18 protein-coding genes and 1 riboswitch are annotated in these 19,717 nt (G+C 70.4%); of the genes, 11 read left to right on the forward strand and 7 right to left on the reverse strand.

The features are described from left to right. Positions 1-39: 39 nt before the first annotated feature. The 6 genes from ACQPYZ_RS05710 to ACQPYZ_RS05735 form a co-directional block, all read right to left on the reverse strand. Complete coding sequence (locus ACQPYZ_RS05710; RefSeq protein ID WP_433165977.1) at positions 40-1,632, reverse strand: aminopeptidase P family protein; 1,593 nt, start codon at positions 1,630-1,632, stop codon at positions 40-42. 53 nt (positions 1,633-1,685) lie between these two features. Next, on the reverse strand, positions 1,686-2,102 hold the full coding sequence (gene panD, locus ACQPYZ_RS05715; protein WP_433165979.1) for an aspartate 1-decarboxylase: 417 nt from the start codon (positions 2,100-2,102) through the stop codon (positions 1,686-1,688). A gap of 75 nt (positions 2,103-2,177) precedes the next feature. Then, positions 2,178-3,599 carry an FGGY family carbohydrate kinase gene (locus tag ACQPYZ_RS05720; RefSeq protein WP_433165981.1) on the reverse strand — a complete coding sequence of 474 codons (1,422 nt, stop codon included), beginning with the start codon at positions 3,597-3,599 and terminating at the stop codon, positions 2,178-2,180. Then, positions 3,586-4,983, reverse strand: coding sequence for an alpha,alpha-trehalose-phosphate synthase (UDP-forming) (locus tag ACQPYZ_RS05725; RefSeq protein ID WP_433165983.1), 1,398 nt, complete (start codon positions 4,981-4,983; stop codon positions 3,586-3,588). The genes ACQPYZ_RS05720 and ACQPYZ_RS05725 overlap by 14 nt, the downstream gene beginning before the upstream one ends. A 6-nt stretch (positions 4,984-4,989) precedes the next feature. Further along, a complete protein-coding gene (locus tag ACQPYZ_RS05730; protein ID WP_433165986.1) occupies positions 4,990-5,991 on the reverse strand; it encodes a Gfo/Idh/MocA family protein in 1,002 nt (333 codons plus the stop codon). Beyond that, positions 5,982-7,418, reverse strand: coding sequence for an amidase (locus ACQPYZ_RS05735; protein ID WP_433165988.1), 1,437 nt, complete (start codon positions 7,416-7,418; stop codon positions 5,982-5,984). Before ACQPYZ_RS05735 ends, ACQPYZ_RS05730 begins: the two co-directional genes overlap by 10 nt. 147 nt (positions 7,419-7,565) lie before the next feature. Between ACQPYZ_RS05735 and ACQPYZ_RS05740 the strand changes: the two genes are divergently transcribed. Genes ACQPYZ_RS05740 through otsB form a run of 3 tightly spaced genes read left to right on the forward strand, consistent with a single transcriptional unit; the run spans position 7,566 to position 9,321 of the window. Beyond that, positions 7,566-7,874 carry a DUF3263 domain-containing protein gene (locus ACQPYZ_RS05740; RefSeq protein ID WP_433165990.1) on the forward strand — a complete coding sequence of 103 codons (309 nt, stop codon included), beginning with the start codon at positions 7,566-7,568 and terminating at the stop codon, positions 7,872-7,874. Between the two features lie 2 nt (positions 7,875-7,876). After that, positions 7,877-8,491, forward strand: a complete 615-nt coding sequence (locus tag ACQPYZ_RS05745; protein WP_433165992.1) for a LytR C-terminal domain-containing protein — start codon at positions 7,877-7,879, stop codon at positions 8,489-8,491. After that, positions 8,488-9,321: a trehalose-phosphatase gene (gene otsB / locus ACQPYZ_RS05750; RefSeq protein ID WP_433165994.1), complete on the forward strand. Its 834-nt coding sequence runs from the start codon at positions 8,488-8,490 to the stop codon at positions 9,319-9,321. The genes ACQPYZ_RS05745 and otsB overlap by 4 nt, the downstream gene beginning before the upstream one ends. Here otsB and ACQPYZ_RS05755 read toward each other — a convergent pair. Continuing rightward, entirely contained in the window at positions 9,287-9,754 is a 468-nt protein-coding gene (locus tag ACQPYZ_RS05755; protein ID WP_433165996.1) for a hypothetical protein, read from the reverse strand. The genes otsB and ACQPYZ_RS05755 overlap by 35 nt on opposite strands. A 98-nt stretch (positions 9,755-9,852) precedes the next feature. On the opposite strand from ACQPYZ_RS05755, the gene ACQPYZ_RS05760 reads away from it, so the two are divergent. The 8 genes from ACQPYZ_RS05760 (at position 9,853) to ACQPYZ_RS05795 (ending at position 19,706) form a co-directional block, all read left to right on the forward strand. Continuing rightward, a complete protein-coding gene (locus ACQPYZ_RS05760; protein ID WP_433165998.1) occupies positions 9,853-11,016 on the forward strand; it encodes a Fic family protein in 1,164 nt (387 codons plus the stop codon). Between the two features lie 65 nt (positions 11,017-11,081). Next, positions 11,082-11,999 (forward strand): DNA-3-methyladenine glycosylase family protein, encoded by a 918-nt coding sequence (locus ACQPYZ_RS05765; RefSeq protein WP_433166000.1) that lies wholly within the window; start codon positions 11,082-11,084, stop codon positions 11,997-11,999. Positions 12,000-12,030: 31 nt separating this feature from the next. Further along, entirely contained in the window at positions 12,031-13,269 is a 1,239-nt protein-coding gene (locus ACQPYZ_RS05770) for a cation:proton antiporter (RefSeq protein ID WP_433166002.1), read from the forward strand. Positions 13,270-13,426: 157 nt separating this feature from the next. Then, on the forward strand, positions 13,427-14,389 hold the full coding sequence (locus tag ACQPYZ_RS05775) for a GlxA family transcriptional regulator (RefSeq protein WP_433166004.1): 963 nt from the start codon (positions 13,427-13,429) through the stop codon (positions 14,387-14,389). Positions 14,390-14,454: 65 nt separating this feature from the next. Next, positions 14,455-14,596, forward strand: a riboswitch (SAM riboswitch). 13 nt (positions 14,597-14,609) lie between these two features. Beyond that, positions 14,610-15,872 (forward strand): threonine synthase, encoded by a 1,263-nt coding sequence (gene thrC, locus ACQPYZ_RS05780; protein WP_433166006.1) that lies wholly within the window; start codon positions 14,610-14,612, stop codon positions 15,870-15,872. Next, positions 15,869-16,144, forward strand: coding sequence for a ubiquitin-like small modifier protein 1 (locus ACQPYZ_RS05785; protein WP_132327193.1), 276 nt, complete (start codon positions 15,869-15,871; stop codon positions 16,142-16,144). Before thrC ends, ACQPYZ_RS05785 begins: the two co-directional genes overlap by 4 nt. Positions 16,145-16,156: 12 nt before the next feature. Continuing rightward, a complete protein-coding gene (locus tag ACQPYZ_RS05790; RefSeq protein WP_433166009.1) occupies positions 16,157-17,179 on the forward strand; it encodes a zinc-dependent alcohol dehydrogenase family protein in 1,023 nt (340 codons plus the stop codon). 163 nt (positions 17,180-17,342) lie between these two features. After that, a complete protein-coding gene (locus ACQPYZ_RS05795; protein WP_433166011.1) occupies positions 17,343-19,706 on the forward strand; it encodes a DUF222 domain-containing protein in 2,364 nt (787 codons plus the stop codon). The last annotated feature ends 11 nt before the right edge of the window (positions 19,707-19,717 follow it).

Below are 19,717 nucleotides of genomic sequence, written 5' to 3' on the forward strand. Positions count from 1 at the left end.
TGGGCGGGGAGCTGCCGGGTTAGCTGGGTGTTGCGAGTACTACGACGACATCCAGTTCTGCAGGGCCTCGACGTCTCGTGGCATGGCTTCGGAGAGGTTCTCGGCACCGGATTCGGTGATGAGGATGTCGTCCTCGATGCGGATGCCGATGCCGCGGAGGTCCTCGGGGACGGTGAGGTCGTCGGCCTGGAAGTACAGGCCGGGCTCGACCGTGAGGACGTACCCGGCCTGCAGGTCGCCCTTGCGGTACTTCTCCTCCCGCGCCGCCGAGCAGTCGTGCACGTCGAGCCCGAGCATGTGGCTGACGCCGTGGAGCGTGTAGCGCTGGTACAGCATGCTCTCCGGGTCGAGCGCCTCCTCGGCCGACACCGGCAGCAGCTCCATCGCCTCCAGCCCGTACACGATGACCTTCATCGCGGCCTCGTGCGCGGTCCGGAACGTCACGCCAGGTTTGAGCGAGTCGATCCCGGCGTTCTGCGCGTCCAGCACCAGCTGGTACAGCTCCCGCTGACGCGGGGTGAACTCGCCGCTCACCGGCAGCGTCCGGGTGATGTCCGCGGTGTAGAGCTGCCGGTTCTCCACCCCCATGTCGAGCAGCATCAGCGTCCCGTCGACGACCGGGCCGTCGTTCTCGATCCAGTGCAGCGTGGTCGCGTGCGGTCCGGCCGCGGCGATCGAGGTGTACCCGACGTCGTTGCCCTCGGCGCGGGCCCGGCGCCAGAACGTGCCCTCGATCCAGCGTTCGCCGTACTCGCGGACCTTGTCCATCTCCGCCAGCACGTCGGAGAACCCGCGGTGGGTGATCGCGACCGCGTTCCGCAGTTGCTCGATCTCGAACGGGTCCTTGACCAGCCGCAGCTCCGACAGCGTCGCGGCCAGCTCGCGGTCGCGGTCGGAGTCGGTCTTCGCGCCGCTCAGCAGCGAGGCGATCGACTCGTGCTCACCGCGCCGTACCCGGGTCGGTACGTCGCCCTTGAGCGCATCCGCGAGCCGGTCGACGTGCCGCGTCTCGATGCCGTACTCCTTGGCCGTCTCGGTCAGCGACGGACGCCGGCCGGCCCACAGCTCGCCGTACATCCGGTCGCGCCAGAACTCCTCGCCCTCGCTGCGGTCGGACCGCGGGCGGAAGTACAGGACCGAGTCGTGGCCGCTGGTGCCGTTCGGCTCGAGCACCAGGACCGCGTCTGAGGTCTGGTCGCCGGCCAGCCAGACGTAGTCGGTGTGCGGACGGAAGACGAAGTCGGTGTCGTTCGACCGGACCTTGTACGTGCCGGCCGGGATCACCAGCCGCTCACCGGGGAACGCCCGCGACAGCGCGTCCCGCCGCTTCGCCGCCCACTCGCCGACGTCGCTCAGCGTCACGTCCTGTCGCTCCGAGTCCGCCCAGCCCGAGTTCATGAACGCCCGGAGCTTCGGGTTCGGCTCGTTGTCGTGCGACGCGGTTTTTGGCGCCGCCGCGGTCTCCTCGCCGCCGGCCGCGTCCGCAGCAGTCGCGCTCGAGCCGGCCGTGCTCGTGGTCCCGGCGGTCGCGTCTGCGGTGCTCGTGGTCTCGGTCGCGTTGGCCGGGGTCGCGGTTTCGGCGGTCGTGTTGTCGACGGCGGTCTCGGCGGTGGTCTCGGTCGTGTCGGTCATCGTCGACCAGTCCTCATCTCGGCGCGGGTGTGCGGTCAGGTCCCGTCGGGGCGCTAGCTGTGTACTTCGTCGCCGCGGAGCGTGCCGGTGTCGGGCAGCGCCTCGGCGGGGTCGGAGCCGATGCGGGTGATCGCATTGTGCTCGTCCACGAAGACTACGCTCGGCTCGAACACCTTCGCCTCCGCGGTGTCGAACATCCCGTACGCGATCAGGATCACCAGATCACCCGGATGAATCAGATGTGCCGCCGCCCCGTTGATCCCGACCACCCCGGACCCGCGCGGCCCTTCGATCAGGTACGTCGACAGCCGGTTGCCGTTCGTGATGTCGACAATGTCCACCTTCTCGCCCGGCAGCAGGTCCGCCGCCGCCATCAGCTCGGCGTCCAGCGTGCACGACCCCACGTAGTCCAGATCCGCCTGCGTCACCGTCGCCCGGTGCACCTTCGACTTCATCATCTCCCGCCACATGCCGGCGATCCTCCACCCCAACCCCACCCCTGTCAGTAACCACCATCACCCAACCGGTTCAGGTGGCCGGGGGACTCAGGGGGTGGCGGCTTGGGTTGCCAGGGCTCGGAGGGTTGTGTAGCGGGGGCGGAGGGTGGCTACTCGGGAGACCTCGGCGGGCACCGGGTCGAGGTGTTCGCCGCCGGGCTCGGGGGAGAGGCCGAGGGCTACGGCGGCGGCGCCGCGGGCTCCTACTTCGGCTTCGGAGCAGACGGTGGTGGGGCGGGCGAAGGTGGCGGTGAGGCAGCGGCGCCACCAGGCGGAGGCGTCGATGCCGCCGCCGCCGAGGACGACGGCGAGCTCGCGGCCGAAGAGCGAGTCGAGCATGCGGAGACCAAGGTCGATCTCCAGCGACGCGCCCTGGAGGGACGCCGCCAGGAGGTCCTCGGCGGTGTCGTCGAACGAGAGGCCGAAGTACACCCCGGACCCGCTCGGCACGGTGGCCGGCGGACGCGTGCCAGCCTGGAACGGGATCGCGATCACCCGAGACGACCCGATCTCCACGCCGACCGGCTCGTCCGAGTCCAACTGCAGTACGCCGGTCAGCCACGCGTGCAGGTTGCCCGCCGCCGAGAACGCCATCCCGGTCACCGCGCGCTCGTCGTCGACGCGGTACCGCCACAGCTCCCACGGCAGCTCCGGCGCGTCGGCGATCGGATGCACCACGCGTACGGCGGCCGACGTCCCCACGGTCACCGCCGCGGTCGTCTCGTCGTATCCGCCCGTCCCCACGTTGGACGCGGCGCCGTCGCCGGTCGGTGGATGCACGGGTACGCCGACCAGCCCCGGCCACCGGCGGACGAACTCGGCCGACAACGACCCGGTCCACCCGGACGGCACGATCGGCGGGAGCAACTCGGCCTTGGCGCCCGCGATCTCCAGCGCCTCCTCGTCGTACACCCCGCGGGCGAGGTCGAGCGTCCCGGTCCCGGAGGCGATCGACACCGAGGTCACCCGCTCGCCGGTGAGCCGCTCGAGCACGAGGTCCGGCAGGCCGGCGAACCCGGCCGGCGATCCCTCGGACAGCAGCCACGGGATCCGGCGCGTCCAGTACAGCCGGTGCAGCCAGGACCCGGTCCGGGCGTGGAAGGCCTGCTCGTCGAACGACGAGCCGAGGTCGAGGTCCACCGACCGGGTGTCCGCCCAGGTGATCACCGGCGTCTGCGGCTTCCCGGTGTTGTCGAGGGCAACGATTGAGTGCCACTGGGACGAGATCACGATCGCGCCGATGGCGTCGAGGTGCCCGTTCTGCTGCAGCTCGTCCAGGCAGCCGAGCAGACCTTCGACGTACTCGTGCAGGTCGAGCGTGGCCGAGCCGCCGGTCGCGTACGTCGGTGAGATCTTGTACCGCGCCAGCGCACCCGGGACCGGGGTGGCGTCCTCGGCGGACAGCACCAGCGCGCGGGCCGACGACGTCCCGAGGTCGAGCGCCACCACCTGACCGTCAGTCGTCGTCATGCAGTGCCTTCAGGAAGCTGGCGGCCCAGACGTTCACGTCGTGCTGCGCGAGGTGCTTGCGCATCGCCTTCATCCGTCGGCCGAGCTGGCGGTCGTCGGTGTTCATCGCGTCGACGATGGTGTCCTTCATCCCGTTGATGTCGTGCGGGTTGACCAGGAACGCCTGCCGGAACTCGTCCGCGGCGCCGGCGAACTCGCTCAGCACCAGCGCGCCGGTGTCGTCGTACCGGCAGGCGACGTACTCCTTGGCGACCAGGTTCATGCCGTCGCGCAGCGGGGTCACCACGGCGACGTCCGCGGCCCGGAACAGCGCGGCCATCTCGGTCCGCGAGTACGACGTGTGCAGGTAGTTGATCGCCGGCGTGCCGATCCGGCCGTGCTCGCCGTTGATCCGGCCGACCAGCAGCTCGATCTCGTCCCGGAGAACGCGGTACTGCTCGACCCGCTCCCGTGACGGCGTGGCCACCTGGACGAAGACCGCGTCGTCGACCGAGACGCGCTTCTCGTCCAGCAACTCGCCGAACGCGCGCAGTCGTTGCCGGATGCCCTTGGTGTAGTCGAGCCGGTCGACCCCGAGCAGGACGTGCGCCGGGTTGCCGACCTCCTGGCGGATCTCGGCCGCGCGGGCCTCGGTCTCCGCCTGCCGGGCGGTGTTCTCCAGCTCGCCGACGTCGATGGAGATCGGGAACGCCTTGGCCCGGACGATCCGGTCGTCGGGCAGGTGGATCCGGTCGCCGCGGGTGCGCAGGCCCATCCGGTTGCGGGCCAGGCGAGCGAAGTTCGAGGCGGCGCCGGGACGCTGGAAACCGACCAGGTCCGCGCCCATCAGCCCGTCCAGGATCTGCCGCCGCCACGGCATCTGGGCGAACAGCTCGGTCGGCGGGAACGGGATGTGCAGGAAGAACCCGATCCGTACGTCGGGCCGCAGCCGCCGCAGCATCGCCGGGACCAGTTGCAGCTGGTAGTCGTGCACCCAGACGTCGGCGTTGTCGTCGGCCGCGTCCGCGGCGGCCTCGGCGAACCGCCGGTTCACCGCGACGTACGACTCCCACCACTCCCGGTGGAACTCCGGCGCGACGATGACATCGTGGTACAGCGGCCAGAGCGTCGCGTTCGAGAACCCCTCGTAGTACAGCTGCACGTCCTCGGTGGACAGCATCACCGGCACCAGGTGCATACCGTCGTTGTCGAACGGGTCGACCTTCTCGTCGGCGCTGCCGGTCCAGCCGATCCAGGCGCCGTGGTGCCGCTGCATCACCGGGGCCAGCGCGGTCACCAGCCCACCCGGGCTGCGCCGCCACGCAGTACTGCCGTCGGGCATCTCGATCCGGTCGACGGGAAGGCGATTGGCCACCACTACGAAGGAACTACGTCCGTTCGGCATCTGCTGTTATCCACCCAGGTCTTCGTCGTCACCGGGGTACCTGACCCCGATCTGTCTACGGGTCTCGTCGAGCAGCTCGAGGACGTCGATCGTCCCGGCGTGCGGCAGCGTCGGCACCTCGAGGAGACCGTCGCGCAGCGCACGCATCACGTCCCCCGCCTCATAGTGGTACCCAAGCCCATGCGTCGGTACGTCGATCCGCTCCTCCCCGGCCGCCGTACGGCGCACGTAGTACTCGGGATGGTGGAAGCGGTGCGGCAGCAACAGACTGCCCTCGGAACCGCTCACCGCGGCCGTCCACGGGTTCTGCGAGCGCAGGCCGCAGGTGAGCGCGGCGACCGCGCCGGAGTCGTACCGCCAGGCCATCGCCACGTTGAGGTCGACACCGTCCTCGTTTAGCGCTCCGACCGCCTTCACCTCGGTTGGACGGCCGAGCGCCATGTACGTGAACGTCATCGGGTAGATGCCGCCGTCCATCAGCGAGCCGCCGCCGAGCGCCGGGTCGAGCAGCCGGGCCGGCAGCGTCGGCTTGTGGAAGGCGAAGTCGGCGACGACCTGCCGCGGCTCGCCGATCACGCCGCTCGCCAGGTCGGTGAAGAACGCCTGGACGACCGGGTTGGTGCGCATCCACATGGCCTCGGCGAACAGCGTCCGGTGCTCGGCCGCGACCGCGACCAGGTCGCGCGCCTGCTTCGCCGTGAGCGTGACCGGCTTCTCGCACAGGACCGCGATCCCGGCCTGCAGGGCGGCCCGGGCGACCGCGTAGTGCTGCGGGTGCGGCGTGCCGATGTAGATCACGTCGACCTCGCCGGAGTCGAGCAGCCGGCGGTAGTCGTCGTACGCGTGCCCGATGCCGAACTCGGCGGCGAACCGGTCGGCGTTGGCCTGCGACCGGGACGCGACGGCGGTGACCACGGCGTCGTCGGGGAGCAGCTTCAGATCCCTCGTGAACGACGTGGAGATGTTGCCAGTAGCAACGATGCCCCACCTGACGCGATCTACACCCACTGTGTGAACTCCGGGGTCGGGAACGGTCCGTCTGCCATGATTCTCGCGGTTTCGAAGGCGTGAGCCAAGCGAATGAGCGTGGCATCACTCCGGGCGGTGCCACTGAACGTGATCCCGACCGGCAGTCCGGCCACCAGTCCGGACGGCACCGACAGCAGCGGATAACCGGCCAGCGCGGCGTGCGAGGACGAGCTGCCGAGGACGTGGTCGCCGTTGACCAGGTCGATCGTCCAGGCCGGGGAGTACGACGGGGTGACGAGCGCGTCGAGCTGGTTGTCCCGGAGCAGGTCGTCGATCCCGTCACGGCCCGCCCGGAGCGCGGTCAGCCGGGAGGCGACGTAGATCGGGGAGTCCAGGCCCTCCGTGGCGGCGGCGCGCTCGAACAGCTCCTGGCCGAACCACTGCAGCTCGACGTCCGCATGCTCCTTGTTGAACGCGATCAGGTCGTCCAGCGTGCGCGGGCCGCCGGGAGCGCGGGTGGCCAGGTACGACGCCAGGTCGACCTTGAGCTCGTGCGCGAGCACCTGCAACTGGTCCTCGTCCCCACCGGGCGTCGGCAGCGACAGGTGGTCGATCAGCGTGGCTCCGCAGCGGCTGAGGAGGCCGAGCGCGCGTTCGGTGACTTCGTCCAGGCCGGTCGAGTACCCCCAGAGCGGCCCGCGCGGTACGCCGATCCGGACGTCGCTGAGGTCCGTCCCACGACAGCTCTCGCTGTAGTCGGTGCCGCCGCCGGTGATCACGGTGAGCAGGGCGGCGGCCTGGGAGACCGTCCTGGTCATCGGGCCGGCGGTGTCCTGCGAGTGGGAGATCGGCACGATGCCCTGCTGCGAGATCAGGCCGACCGTGGGCTTGAGGCCGACGATCCCGTTCAGCGCGGCCGGGCAGACGATCGACCCGTTGGTCTCGGTGCCGATCGCGTAGTCCGCGAGCCCGGCGGCGACCGCGGCGCCCGATCCGCTCGAGGAGCCGCCGGCGGAGCGGTTCAGCGCGTACGGGTTCCGCGTCAGGCCGCCGTACGCGCTCCAGCCGGACGAGGACGCCGAGCCGCGGAAGTTCGCCCACTCGCTCAGGTTCGTCTTGCCCAGGACGACACACCCGGCTTCACGCAGCCGCCGTACCAGCGGGGCGTCCTGAAGTGGCGGCGGCTGCTCGACCAGCGCCAGCGAGCCGGCCGTGGTCGGCAGGTCGGCGGTGTCGATGTTGTCCTTGACCAGGACCGGTACGCCGTGCAGCGGACCACGGACCCGCCCTTCGTCACGTTCGGTGTCGAGTCGGGCGGCATGGGTGAGGGCGGCGGGGTCAGGTGTGCAGACGGCGTTGACCAGCGGATCGACCTCACGGCCCCTGGCCTGCAGCTCCTCCACCAGCGCCACCGCACTGAATTCCTCCCCCACCCCACCACGCCGGTCGGAGAAAGTTGAGCTCACCGCATCGATCCTGCCAGAGTTGGCCCCGCCGGGAGTCCGCCGTACGACACGCTCCGTGTCGCTGACCGGTGAATGACATCGCTGTTGTTCAGCACGTACAGTGGAGCGCGGACGGACGATCACCGACCGCACAGGAGTCAGCAGCAGATGGACAGCGCCAACGCCAGCTCTCCCGGCCCCGCCGACGCTGCGTCGCCGACCCCGGCCGGGCTCTCCGAGCGTGACGGCGCGATCCTCGCCTTCGAGCGTCACTGGTGGAAGTACGCCGGTGCCAAGGAGCAGGCGATCCGGGACCAGTTCCAGATGTCGGCGACCCGGTACTACCAGGTCCTGAACGCCCTGATCGACCGGCCCGAGGCGCTGGCCCACGACCCGCTGCTGGTGAAACGGCTGCGCCGGTTGCGCGCCGCCCGCCAGCGCGCGCGCTCCGCACGCCGGCTGGGTATCGAGGTCTGACCATGTCCCGCCCGAAGGACGACCGGGGCCAGGTCCTCTCGTCCCTCGTCGCCGTGGTGGCCGTCGTCGCGATCGTCGCCGGCCTGCTGGTGCTGTTCGGCACCCGCGGCAACGACAGCACCGCGGACGAGCCGTCCGGCGCGAGTACGCCGGCCCCGAAGCCGACCGGTGGTCCGTCGACGGTCGGCGCCAGCGTGCCCCGGCCGACGCCGACGCCCACGACCGAGACCGAGACCGAGCAGCCCACCTCCGGGCCCACGTCAGCGCCGACCAGCGAGGCGTCGACGGAGCCGCCGCCCGCCACCCAGCCGCCGGCGACGGAGCCCACCACCATCCCGGCCGACCGGCGCCCGGCGGCCGAGATCTACAACAACACGGCGCGCAAGGGCCTGGCCGACTCGGTCGCCGGCCGGGCGCGGCAGGCCGGCTGGACCGTCGCCGGTGCCGACAACTGGCGCGGCAAGGTCGCCGCCAGCACCGTGTACTACCCGCCGGGCATGCTCGACGCCGCCAACCAGCTCGCCCGCGACCTCGGCATCGGCCGGACCAAGGGCGCGCTGGACAACATGAAGAAGGACCGCCTCACCGTGATCCTCACCTCGGACTACACCGGATGAGCACACCGACCATCCAGACCGACGCGGGACGCGAGGGCTGGGAGGCGATCGTCGCCGATCCGGCCACGGCGGTGATCTCGTCGGACTTCGACGGCGTGCTCGCACCGCTGGTCGAGGACCCGGCCCAGTCCCGCCCGGTCGAGGGCGCGCTGGACGCGCTGGCCCGGCTGGCCCGCTCGGTGAGCCAGGTCGCGATCGTCACCGGCCGACCGGCGCTGGTCGCCACCGAGCTGAGCGGCGTCACCGGTCACGCCGGTCTCGGGCAGCTCGTCGTGCTCGGGCACTACGGGCTCGAGCGGTGGGAAGCGGCCTCCGGCACGGTGATCAGCGATCCGGTGCCGGCCGGCGTCGCCGAAGCGCGCACCCGGCTCCCCGGGGTGCTGCGGGAGGTCGGCGTACCGGATGCGTTCGTGGAGGACAAGGAGAGTTCGCTCGCGGTGCACACGCGGCGGCTGGCCGATCCGGTCGGTGCGCTCGAGCGGTTGCGTACGCCGTTGACCGAGCTGGCCGAGTCCACCGAGCTCCGGCTGGAGCCGGGCAACCTGGTGCTGGAGCTGCGACCGCCCGGGATCGACAAGGGGGTCGCGTTGCGGCGGCTGCTCGAGTCGACGGGTGCTCGGTCGATCCTGTACGCCGGCGACGACCTCGGCGACCTGGCGGCGTACCGGGCGATCGAGGAGCAGCGCAAGACCGGTCTGCGCGCGGTGCTGCTGGCCACGCGGTCGTCGAACGCGACCGAGCTGATCGGGGCCGCCGACGTCGTGGTGGACGACCCCGCCGGCGTGGTGACCGTGCTCACGGCCCTTTCGGACGCGATCGCAGCACGCTGAACGTCTGCGTCAGCGTCCGTCCGAAGGACTGGATCGGCCGCTCGACGTACCCGCCCTCCTTCAGGTCGGCCATCCGCTCGAACGGGTTCCGCGACGCCGGGTCGCCGGTCAGCACCCACGAGACGATCACGCCGACGACGTACAGCGGCCACAACGGCAGGCCGATCAGGCAGAAGTACTGCCACGAGTGCCGCTCCTCGTGCCGCACCAGCGCCTCGTCGTCGAAGTACGCCCGCCCGTGCTTGCTGAGGACGACGTTCCCCACCGTGAACGCCCCCGCCTTCGGGAACTTCACCTTGTACCCGTTCGCGAAGAACAACCCCCGAGGCCCCCGGCTGAACCGGGCCCGCCCGATCACCCCCACCAGCAACCCCACCACCGTCGACAGATTCAGGAAGTTCCCCACCACCTTCACCCACTGCCACCCACTCATGCCTCAGTATCAGCCTGCCGCGGCCGCGATGTCTCGATGTCGCAATCATTGGGACAGACGGGATACCATGTCCTAAGAATTGAGACATTAGGACATCTATGACGATCTACAGCACACCGGAGCCGGATCTCGAGGACCAGCGGGTCCTCGAGCAGGTCCACGCGTTCCGGGCAGAGCTCGCCGACATTCTTCGGGTGCCCCGGCGATGGGCCGGCGGCCTGCGGCGCAGCATGCTCGCCCGCGCCATCCAAGGGTCGAACAGCATCGAGGGGTACGACGTCAAGCTCGACGACGCGGCCGCGGCGCTCGACGACGAAGAGGCCCTGAGTGCCGACGAGCGGACGTTCGCCGAGATCAGGGGATACCGTCAGGCTCTCGGTTACGTGCTGGCGATGGCGAACGACGCGGACTTCCGGCTGGACGTCTCGGCCGTCCGTGGCATGCACTTCATGATGCTGAGTCACGACCTGGCGAAGAGTCCTGGTAGCTACCGGCAGGGTGTGGTCTACGTGCACGACGAGACCACCGGCGAGAACGTTTACGAGGGGCCGCCGGCGGACGATGTCCCCGCCTTGGTCGCCGAGCTCATGGACGGCCTGGCCGGCGACGAAGCAGCCGATCCGCTGGTCCAGGCGGCGATGGCTCATCTCAACCTGGTCATGATCCACCCGTTCCGCGACGGCAACGGCCGGATGGCCAGAGCCCTGCAGACTTTGGTGCTGTCGCGCGGTGGCATCGGCGAGCCGGCCTTCTCCAGCATCGAAGAATGGCTTGGCAGCAACACGGAGGAGTATTACCGCGTGCTGGCCGCGACCGGCGCCGGTGCGTGGAATCCGGATCGATCGGCTGCGCTCTGGGTCAAGTTCAACCTGCGCGCGCACCACATGCAGGCGCAGACGGTGCGACGGCGGTATCACGAGGCAGGCAGGCTGTGGCAAGCCTTCGATGAGCTGATCGAGCAGCACGGCTTGGCGGAGCGGGTCGCGGACGAGTTGTTCGACGCCTCACTGGGTTTCCGGATCCGTCGATCGACCTACGTACGCCGCGCCGGGATCGAGGAGCGAACGGCGACGCGCGACCTGGCCAGGCTGACCGAGTTGTCTTTGCTTCGGCCTGTCGGTGAGACCAAGGGACGTCACTACGTGATGGGTGAGCAACTGATCGAGCTTGTGCAGCGCGTCCTGTCCACCCGCGAGCGGCTGACCGATCCCTACCCCTGGATGCGCGAGCGCCTAGCCCGAGTGCCCAAGGCGATCCGTTAGTTGTCGGTGGGGTGGGTAAGACTTGGCGGGTGAGATCGGTGGTGCGGGTTTGGCGGGCTGGGCGGGTGGTAGATCCGCATTCGGTGATCGGTGGGTTGCGGAAGGGGCCGGGGGATCCGGCGTACGTGTTCGATCCGGTGCGGCGGGCGGTGTGGCGCGCGACGCGGACGCCGGACGGGCCGGTGCTGCTGCGGCTGACGCCGTACGCGTCGACGGGGGAGGTCGAGGCGGAGGCGTGGGGGCCGGGGGCCGGGTGGGCGCTGGACGGGGTTCCGGAGCTGCTGGGGGAGGCGGACAGCTGGGACGGGTTCGAGCCGTTGCCGGAGCACCGGGCGCTGGTGGACGCGGCGCGGCGGTTCCCGCATGTGCGGGTGCCGCGGACGCGGGCGGTGTTCGAGGCGATGGCTGCGGCCGGGATCGAGCAGGTCGTCACCGGCAAGGAGGCGTTCCGGGCGTGGCGGGTGATCCTCCGCGAGTACGGCGAGCCGGCACCCGGGCCGCGGCCGCCGGACGGGCGCACGATGATGGTCCCGCCGGCGCCGGAGGAGTGGCGGTTGATCCCCTCCTGGCAGTGGTTGCGCGCCGGCGTGGAGGGCCGCCGGTCGAGGGTCGTGATCACCGCAGCGACGCGGGCCAAGGCGCTCGAACGGACCTTGGAGCTGACCGATTCGGCGGAGATCGAGCGGCGACTGCGGTCGCTCCCCGGTGTCGGGGTGTGGACGGCGGCCGAAGTACGGCAGCGCGCGCACGGTGACGCGGACGCGTTCTCGTTCGCGGACTACCACGTGTCTCGCAACGTCTCGTACGCCCTGATCGGCGAGGAACTCGACGACGACGGTTGCGCCGAGCTCATCGAGCCGTACCGGGGCCACCGCTTCCGCGTCCAGCGCCTGCTCGAGCTCGCGGGCATCGGCCACCCGCGCTACGGCCCGCGCAAGGCGCTGCCGACGCACACGCCCGGAGCGACCCACCGTCTCCGATAGTCCGGGCCCGATCTGGGAACCTGGTCCCACGATGACGATCGACGGAGACGGCCTCTACCTGGTCGCGGGGCTGGCCCTCCTGCTCGGTGCCGTCCTGCCACGACTTCTCCGCCGGTACGCCGTTTCCGCGCCGATCGCATTCGTCGGCGCCGGACTGTTGCTCGGCCTGGCCGTGGACCGGACCAAACTGAGCCCGATCGAGGAGCCCGAGCTCACCAAGCACCTGGCCGAGCTGACCGTCATCGTCGCGCTGATGGGCGTCGGCCTGGCGATCGACCGGCCGATCAGCCTGCTCCGGTGGAGTGTGACCTGGCGACTGCTGTTCGTCGCGATGCCGGCCTGCGTAGCGGCGCTGACCGGCATCGGCTGGTTGCTCGGTCTCGCGCCGGCGACGGCCCTGCTGGTCGCCGCCGTCCTCGCGCCGACCGACCCGGTGCTCGCCTCCGACATCCAGGTCGGCGGGCCGACCACCGGCGACGGCGCCGAGCCGGAGGAGGACGACGAGGTCCGATTCGCGCTGACGTCCGAGGCCGGACTCAACGACGGACTCGCGTATCCGCTGGTGTACCTGGCCGTCTTCTCGGTCACCAAGGCGCACTCGACGGTCGAGTGGCTGGGCTGGCACCTGATCGGCAAGTCCGTGATCGGTGTGGCGATCGGGCTCGGTGCGGGTTGGCTGCTGGGCAAGATGGCGTTCAGCGCGCCGTCGAAGAGCTTCCGGCTGGCGGACTCGCGGGAGCCGGTGCTCGCGCTGGCGATGACGCTGGGCGTCTACGGGCTCGCCGAGGTGCTGCACGGCTACGGGTTCCTCGCCGTCTTCGTCGCCGCCCTCGCGCTCCGGGCGGCCGAGCGCAGTCACGACTTCCACGCCGAGCTGCACAACTTCATCGGCGAGCTCGAGCACATCCTGACCTGGGTCATCCTGCTGCTGCTCGGCGTCGCGATCACCGGTGGTCTGCTCGAACCACTGACACTGGCCGGCGTGGCCATCGGCGTACTGCTCGTGTTCGTCGTCCGGCCGCTGATCGCGTGGCTGTCGCTCGCGGGCTCGGAGCTGCACCGCTCCGAGAAGTGGATGACGGCGGCCTTCGGGGTGCGCGGCGTGTCGTCGATCTACTACCTGGCGGCGGTCGGTGCGACGTTCGCGACCGACCTGCCGTGGTTGTGGGCGACGGTCGGCTTCACGATCGTGCTGAGCGTCGTTGTTCACGGCGTCGCGGCGACGCCGGCGATGCAGCTGCTCGATCTCCGCCGCGACCGGGCTTCCTGAGCGCCCCGGCGGGCGGCTCGGCGCCGTGACGGACGGCCGTGGCGGCGTGGATCCCGGCTGCGAAGTCCTTCAGTCCCTTGAACATGTCTCCATCGTCCGGGCTGCCGTCCCGGCGCAGAAGTGGCACTGAAGACGACTACCGCTAAGATTTTGACATATGAGTCAGCGCACCGTGTCAGTGCTCGCGTACGACGGGATGACGGCGTTCGAGGCCGGGATCGTGATCGAGGTGTTCGGGCTGGCCTGGCCGGACATCGACCAGCCCTGGTACGAGCTGAAGGTCTGCACCGAGACGCCGGAGCCGATCCGGGTGCTCGGCGGCGCGACGCTCAGCAGCCCGCACGGCCTGGACGAGTTCGCGGCCGCGGACACCGTCGTCATCCCCAGCGTCGCCGACCCACGCGGCGAGACCTCACCCGAGCTGATCGCCGCGCTCCAGCGCGCACACCGCCGCGGTGCGCGGATCGTCTCGATCTGCTCCGGCGCGTTCGCGCTCGCCGCGGCCGGCCTGCTCGACGGCCGCCGAGCGACCACGCACTGGCGGTACGCCGACCTGCTGCGCTCCCGCTACCCACAGATCGTCGTGGACCCGGAGCCGCTCTACACCGACGAAGGCGACGTACTTACCAGTGCGGGCTGTGCAGCCGGGCTGGACCTGGCGTTGCACCTGGTCCGCAAGGACTACGGCGCTGCGGTGGCGAACGCGGTCGCCCGTCGCCTGGTGATCCAGCCGTACCGGTCCGGCGGGCAGGCGCAGTACATCGAGTCCCCGGTGCCGCCCGACCCCGACGACACCGCGGTGGCCAGGAGCCTCGGCTGGGCGCTCGAACATCTCGCCGAGCCCATCGGCGTACCCGATCTGGCCCGGCATGCCGGCCTGTCGCCGCGGACGTACCTGCGGCACTTCACCAAGGCGACCGGTACGACGCCGGCGAAATGGCTGATCGCCCAGCGGATCCAGGCGGCCCTGACCATGCTGGAGACCGGGGACGCGCCGGTGGAGGAGATCGCGGTGGCGGCCGGATTCGCCACCCCGGTGACGTTCCGGCACCACTTCGCGAAGCAGGTGCACACGTCACCGTCGGCGTACCGGCGGACCTTCCGGGCCCGGCAGGGCTGAGATCCGCTGTCTCGGATGATGGGAACCGCAGACACCATATGGACCCGATTGGGTAATCTCGGGGGAGCTCATCCAGAGGGACTGAGGGAAACGGCCCGTTGACGTCCCGGCAACCCTCCCCGTCGAGACCCCGTCCGGGGCGACCTCACGAGGGAACGGTGCCAAATCCGTCCCGCGCCGAGATCCGGTGTCCGGGGAAGATGAGAGGGGAACCTCACTCATGAGCCTGACCGCCGCCACCCCCACCCTCCGCGAAGGTGCCTTCGGCAACGGTACGCACCTGAGCTGTCGCGCCTGTGGGGCGAAGTCGCCGCTCGGTCCGTTCTACGCCTGTACCGAGTGCTTCGGTCCGCTCGAGGTCGGGTACGACTTCCCGACGATCACCCGCGAGCACATCGAGGCCGGCCCCAAGAACATCTGGCGCTACCAGCCGCTGCTCCCCGTCCCGGCCGACGTGGCGAGCTTCCCGAACACCGAGCCCGGCTACACCCGGCTGATCGACGCCGGCAACCTCGCCCGCGAGCTCGGCCTGCGCAAGCTGTGGGTGAAGGACGACTCGGGCAACCCGACGCACTCCTTCAAGGACCGCGTCGTCGCGTCCGCCCTGAGCGCCACCCGCGAGCTCGGCATGAAGGTCTTCGCCTGCCCGTCCACCGGCAACCTGGCCAACGCCGTGGCCGCGGCCGCCGCCCGGGCCGGCATCCGCTCGGTCGTGTTCATCCCGCACGACCTCGAGCGTCCGAAGGTGATCACCACGGCCGTGTACGGCGGCACGCTGGTCGCCGTCGAGGGCAACTACGACGACGTGAACAAGCTGGCCTCGGAGATCGCCGGCGAGGAGGAGGGCTGGGCGTTCGTCAACGTCAACGTCCGCCCGTACTACTCCGAGGGCTCCAAGACGCTGGCCTTCGAGATCGCTGAGCAGCTCGGCTGGCGGCTGCCGCAGCAGATCGTCGTCCCGGTCGCCTCCGGCTCCCAGCTGACCAAGATCGACAAGGGCTTCACCGAGCTCGGCAAGCTCGGCCTGGTCGACGCCACCGACTACAAGGTGTACGGCGCGCAGGCCACCGGCTGCTCGCCGGTCGCGCAGGCCTTCCGGGACGGGTACGACGTGGTGAAGCCGGTCCGCCCGGACACGATCGCCAAGTCGCTCGCGATCGGGAACCCGGCCGACGGACCGTACGTGCTGGACGTCGCCCGCCGTACCGGTGGCGCGATCGAGGACGTCAGCGACGACGAGGTCGTCGAGGGCATCCAGTTGCTGGCCCGGACCGAGGGCATCTTCACCGAGACCGCGGGCGGGGTGACGGTCGCGACGCTGAAGAAGCTGGTCGAATCCGGTCAGCTCGACCCGGACGCCGAGACGGTGATCATCAACTCCGGCGACGGGCTGAAGACGCTCGACGCCGTGGCCGACCGGGTCGGCCCCAAGGTGACCATCCCCGCGTCGTACGACGCCTTCGTGAAGGCAGGCCTGCAGTGAGCGTGAGCGTTCGTGTCCCGACCATCCTGCGGCCCTACACCCAGGGCGCCTCGTCGGTCAGCGCCGAGGGCGCGACGCTGAGCGAGGTGCTCGAGTCGCTGGACAGCTCGTACCCGGGCATCAAGGGCCGCGTGCTCGACGAGTCCGGCGAGCTGCGCCGGTTCGTCAACGTGTACGTCGACAACGACGACGTCCGGTTCGCCGACGGCCTGCAGACCTCGATCAAGGACGGCGGCGAGGTCTCCATCATCCCGGCGGTCGCCGGCGGCTGACATCATGACCGGATGCGCGCGGTCGTAGTCACGCAGTACGGCGTCCTGCCGGTCGTCGAGCACGTTCCGGAGCCCGAGGTGGCGGCCGGTGGCGTCGTACTCCAGGTCGAAGCCACCGGCCTGTGCCGCAGCGACTGGCACGGCTGGATGGGGCACGACCCGGACATCGTCCTGCCGCACGTCCCCGGGCACGAGCTGGCCGGGACCATCGCGGCTGTGGGCGAGGGTGTCGACGGCTGGCAGGTCGGCGATCGCGTCACGACGCCGTTCATCTGCGCGTGCGGCACGTGCGAGCAGTGCCTCTCGGGGAACCAGCAGGTCTGCCCGAATCAGCTGCAGCCGGGCTTCAACTACTGGGGTTCCTTCGCCGAGTACGTCGCCCTGCCGTACGCGTCGGTGAATCTGGTCCGCCTGCCGGACGACCTTAGCTTTGACACCGCCGCAGGTCTTGGGTGCCGGTTCGCCACGTCATTCCGCGCCATCCGCCAGGTCGGGCGGGTCGTGGCCGGCGAGCGGGTGGCGATCTTCGGCTGCGGAGGCGTCGGACTGTCCGCCGTCATGATCGCCGCCGCCCTCGGAGCCGAGGTCGTCGCGATCGACACGAACCCGGATGCCCTTGAGTTGGCCCGTTCGTACGGGGCCTCTCAGGTTCTGCAGGCCTCGCCGACGACCGTCGACGACCTCCGCGACCTCGGTGGCGCCCACGTCACCATGGACGCGCTCGGGTCGAACGACATCGTCCAGCAGGCCCTCCTCGCCCTCCGCCCCCGCGGCCGCCACCTCCAGGTGGGCCTTCTCCCGTCCGGCGTACAACTGGACGTCAGCCGCCTGATCGGCCAGGAACTCGAATGGCTGGGCAGCCACGGCATGCCCGCCCACGCCTACCCCGAGATGCTCAACCTAGTTGCCACCGGCAACCTCAGCCCGGCCGACCTGATCACCCGCACAATCCCCCTGGCCGAAACCCCCACCGCCCTGGCAGCCCTCACCAACAACACCCCACCCGGCATCACCATCATCCGCCCAACGGAGTGAGGCCTTACGCACCGGCCCCCGGTTGTCGCCGTTCACTGCCTGCGGGGCTGCTCCCCGCGATGTTGTCCAGAGGTGCCTGTGGACAACGTCGAGAGGCGAGATCCCTTGAAAACAAGGGGAATCGGCTTTGAAAACTGTCGGAGGGGCCGTCTAGAGTTGGTGCATGGAAGATCTGGGGCAGCGGCCGGTGTGGTCGATGAGCGGCAGCGAGATGCTGTCGACTCTCGACGTACTGGATGCCGAGCTGGCCCGGTTGCAGACCTACCGCCTCCAGGTGATCGCCGGCCTCGAGGATGTCGGCTACGCGCAGGAGGTCGGTGCCCACGACACCGCCCGACTGCTGACCTTCCGGTACCGCCTCAACAGCACCGACGCCCACCGAGACGTCCGCCTCGCCCGCGCCCTCCCCAAGTACGACGCGGTCGCAGCAGCCCTGCCTGACCCAGCCCTGGCTGACACAGCACCCGGCGCGCAGACCGCGGCTGCGACCGCCGAGCACGAACAGCAGCACGACCACGATGCCGAGCCCGACCACGGCGGCGAGCACGACGCCGAGCACGACCGGGGCGAGCATGACGGTGAGCACGCTGATCATCGCGAGGACGATCAGCGGTGGTTGCTGCGACCGGCCCAGGCCGAGGCGATCGTCTCCGCCCTCGAGCGAGTCCCGGCAACCGTCCCGGTTGAGGACGTCGAGGTCGCCGAACAGCAACTGGTCAACCTCGCCCGCCACCTGTCCCCGGCCGAACTCCGCCGGGCCGGCAAACAGATCCGCGACCTGCTGGACACCGACGGCCCCGAACCCGACGAACACAAGGCCTACGCCCGCGAATCACTCACCCTGAGCGACGCGGACAACGGCGTGGCTTTCCGCGGCTACCTGGCCAACGAGAACGCCGAACTCCTCCGTGCCCTCATCCACGCCAACGCCCGCCCCCACAAAACCGTCGACGGCGACCCCGACCCCCGCCCCCGCGCCAAACGCCAAGCCGACGCCCTCACCACCACCCTCACCCTTGCCGCCACAGCCACCGACACCACCCCCCGCCGCGACGACCGCGCCGCCACCGAGCGCCGTTCGGCTGGTGTCGGCACCGCCCTCGCCAGCGACGGAACCACCTTGAGCGACCGTGATTGCCCTGCCGCCGAGCCGACCGGAAGTCCGGCGGCCGAGCATCTGACCGGGGCCGAGGGCGGGCGGTCCGGGCAGAGCGGCTGGGTGCCGGGGTTCGGGGCGAAGGCGAACATCACCGTCACCATCGACCTGAACGACCTCAAGGCGGCCACCGCGGAGGCGACCGGCCAACTCGTGTACGGCGACAACCTGTCCGCGGCCGCGATCCGCCGGCTGGCTTGCGACGCCAACATCATCCCGCTCGTGCTCGGCACCAACTCCGAACCCCTCGACATCGGCCGCGCCGCACGCCTCGTCAACCGCCACCTGCGCCGCGCCCTCAACGCCCGCGACAAAGGCTGCGTCGTCTGCGCCGCCCCACCCATCCACTGCGACGCCCACCACCTCCACAGCTGGCTCGACGGCGGCCCCACCGCGATCAACAACCTCGTCCTGCTCTGCCGCCGCCACCACCGCGACCTCCACTCCGGCCACTGGACCATCCACATCACCAACGGCACAGTCCACGTCACCCGCCCCGCCTGGGCCGACCCACCCCCACCCCACACCCTGAACCGCACCACCAACCCACCACCCCCACGCCCCGCGCGCAGCCACCCACCCCTGCCCGACGACGCTCCGAAGGACACCCAGGCGTCGCCTCGCTCCGTGCCCCCAGCCTCCGAGCCAGCAGCCTCGGCACCGGCAGCCTCGGCACCGGCAGCCTCGGCACCGGCAGCCTCGGCACCGGCAACCGCCGGACCGAACTCCACAGCGTGCGAGCCCTCAGCCCGCGCGGCCTCGGGCACGGACTCCGCGTACTCGGCTGTGGCACCCTCAGGCTCTGAAGGTTCAGGATCTCCACCCGCAGCCTCGGCGCACTCAGCCTGTGCGGCTCCCGACTCGGCGCACTCAGCCTGTGCGCCTCCCGACTCGGCGCACTCAGCCTGTGCGCCTCCCGCGTCTGCCGCCTCATCCTCGGCGGCCTCTGCGTCCGCTCCTCCAGGCGCAGCCCCTTCAGCTTGGGCAGCGTCACCTCCCGAGCCCGGCAACAGCCCAGACGCGTCGGGCAGATCGACCCCGCCGCCACGCAGACCGTCCCGCTGGGTGGCCGACGACGAGAAGCTCAGGCAGGCCGCACAGTTCGCAGTCTGGAGCAGCGAGCGGACGGGCGAACCACCAACCCTCACGGCGAGCAGCTTCAGTGCAGACAGCGCGGACCGCTCGGCAGCACACCCGCCGGCAAGATCTACGACCTCGTGGGCATCAACCGACGAAGTCGGTGCAATCTCCGGTGAGGACGACCAGCGGGTCGCGTTTCTCGGGAGTCCGCCCCGATCGGTCAACTCGGCGCGACTCGGCGACCGCGATGTTCCGCGGCGAGAGTGCGTCGAGATGGTGAGGGACGGTTGATCTTGGTCGTC

Origin of the sequence: Kribbella sp. CA-247076 (genome assembly GCF_050942445.1) — a bacterium.
In the GTDB taxonomy this organism is placed as follows: domain Bacteria; phylum Actinomycetota; class Actinomycetes; order Propionibacteriales; family Kribbellaceae; genus Kribbella.

Bases quoted from the DNA above. Each gene is read 5' to 3' on its own strand.
- ACQPYZ_RS05760 (WP_433165998.1), top strand. From the start codon at position 9,853: ATGACGATCTACAGCACACCGGAGCCGGATCTCGAGGACCAGCGGGTC.
- ACQPYZ_RS05720 (WP_433165981.1), bottom strand. From the start codon at position 3,599: ATGACGACGACTGACGGTCAGGTGGTGGCGCTCGACCTCGGGACGTCG.
- ACQPYZ_RS05710 (WP_433165977.1), bottom strand. From the start codon at position 1,632: ATGACCGACACGACCGAGACCACCGCCGAGACCGCCGTCGACAACACG.
- thrC (WP_433166006.1), top strand. From the start codon at position 14,610: ATGAGCCTGACCGCCGCCACCCCCACCCTCCGCGAAGGTGCCTTCGGC.
- ACQPYZ_RS05775 (WP_433166004.1), top strand. From the start codon at position 13,427: ATGAGTCAGCGCACCGTGTCAGTGCTCGCGTACGACGGGATGACGGCG.
- ACQPYZ_RS05795 (WP_433166011.1), top strand. From the start codon at position 17,343: ATGGAAGATCTGGGGCAGCGGCCGGTGTGGTCGATGAGCGGCAGCGAG.
- ACQPYZ_RS05745 (WP_433165992.1), top strand. From the start codon at position 7,877: ATGTCCCGCCCGAAGGACGACCGGGGCCAGGTCCTCTCGTCCCTCGTC.
- panD (WP_433165979.1), bottom strand. From the start codon at position 2,102: ATGTGGCGGGAGATGATGAAGTCGAAGGTGCACCGGGCGACGGTGACG.
- ACQPYZ_RS05755 (WP_433165996.1), bottom strand. From the start codon at position 9,754: ATGAGTGGGTGGCAGTGGGTGAAGGTGGTGGGGAACTTCCTGAATCTG.
- ACQPYZ_RS05740 (WP_433165990.1), top strand. From the start codon at position 7,566: ATGGACAGCGCCAACGCCAGCTCTCCCGGCCCCGCCGACGCTGCGTCG.
- otsB (WP_433165994.1), top strand. From the start codon at position 8,488: ATGAGCACACCGACCATCCAGACCGACGCGGGACGCGAGGGCTGGGAG.
- ACQPYZ_RS05770 (WP_433166002.1), top strand. From the start codon at position 12,031: ATGACGATCGACGGAGACGGCCTCTACCTGGTCGCGGGGCTGGCCCTC.
- ACQPYZ_RS05725 (WP_433165983.1), bottom strand. From the start codon at position 4,983: ATGCCGAACGGACGTAGTTCCTTCGTAGTGGTGGCCAATCGCCTTCCC.
- ACQPYZ_RS05790 (WP_433166009.1), top strand. From the start codon at position 16,157: ATGCGCGCGGTCGTAGTCACGCAGTACGGCGTCCTGCCGGTCGTCGAG.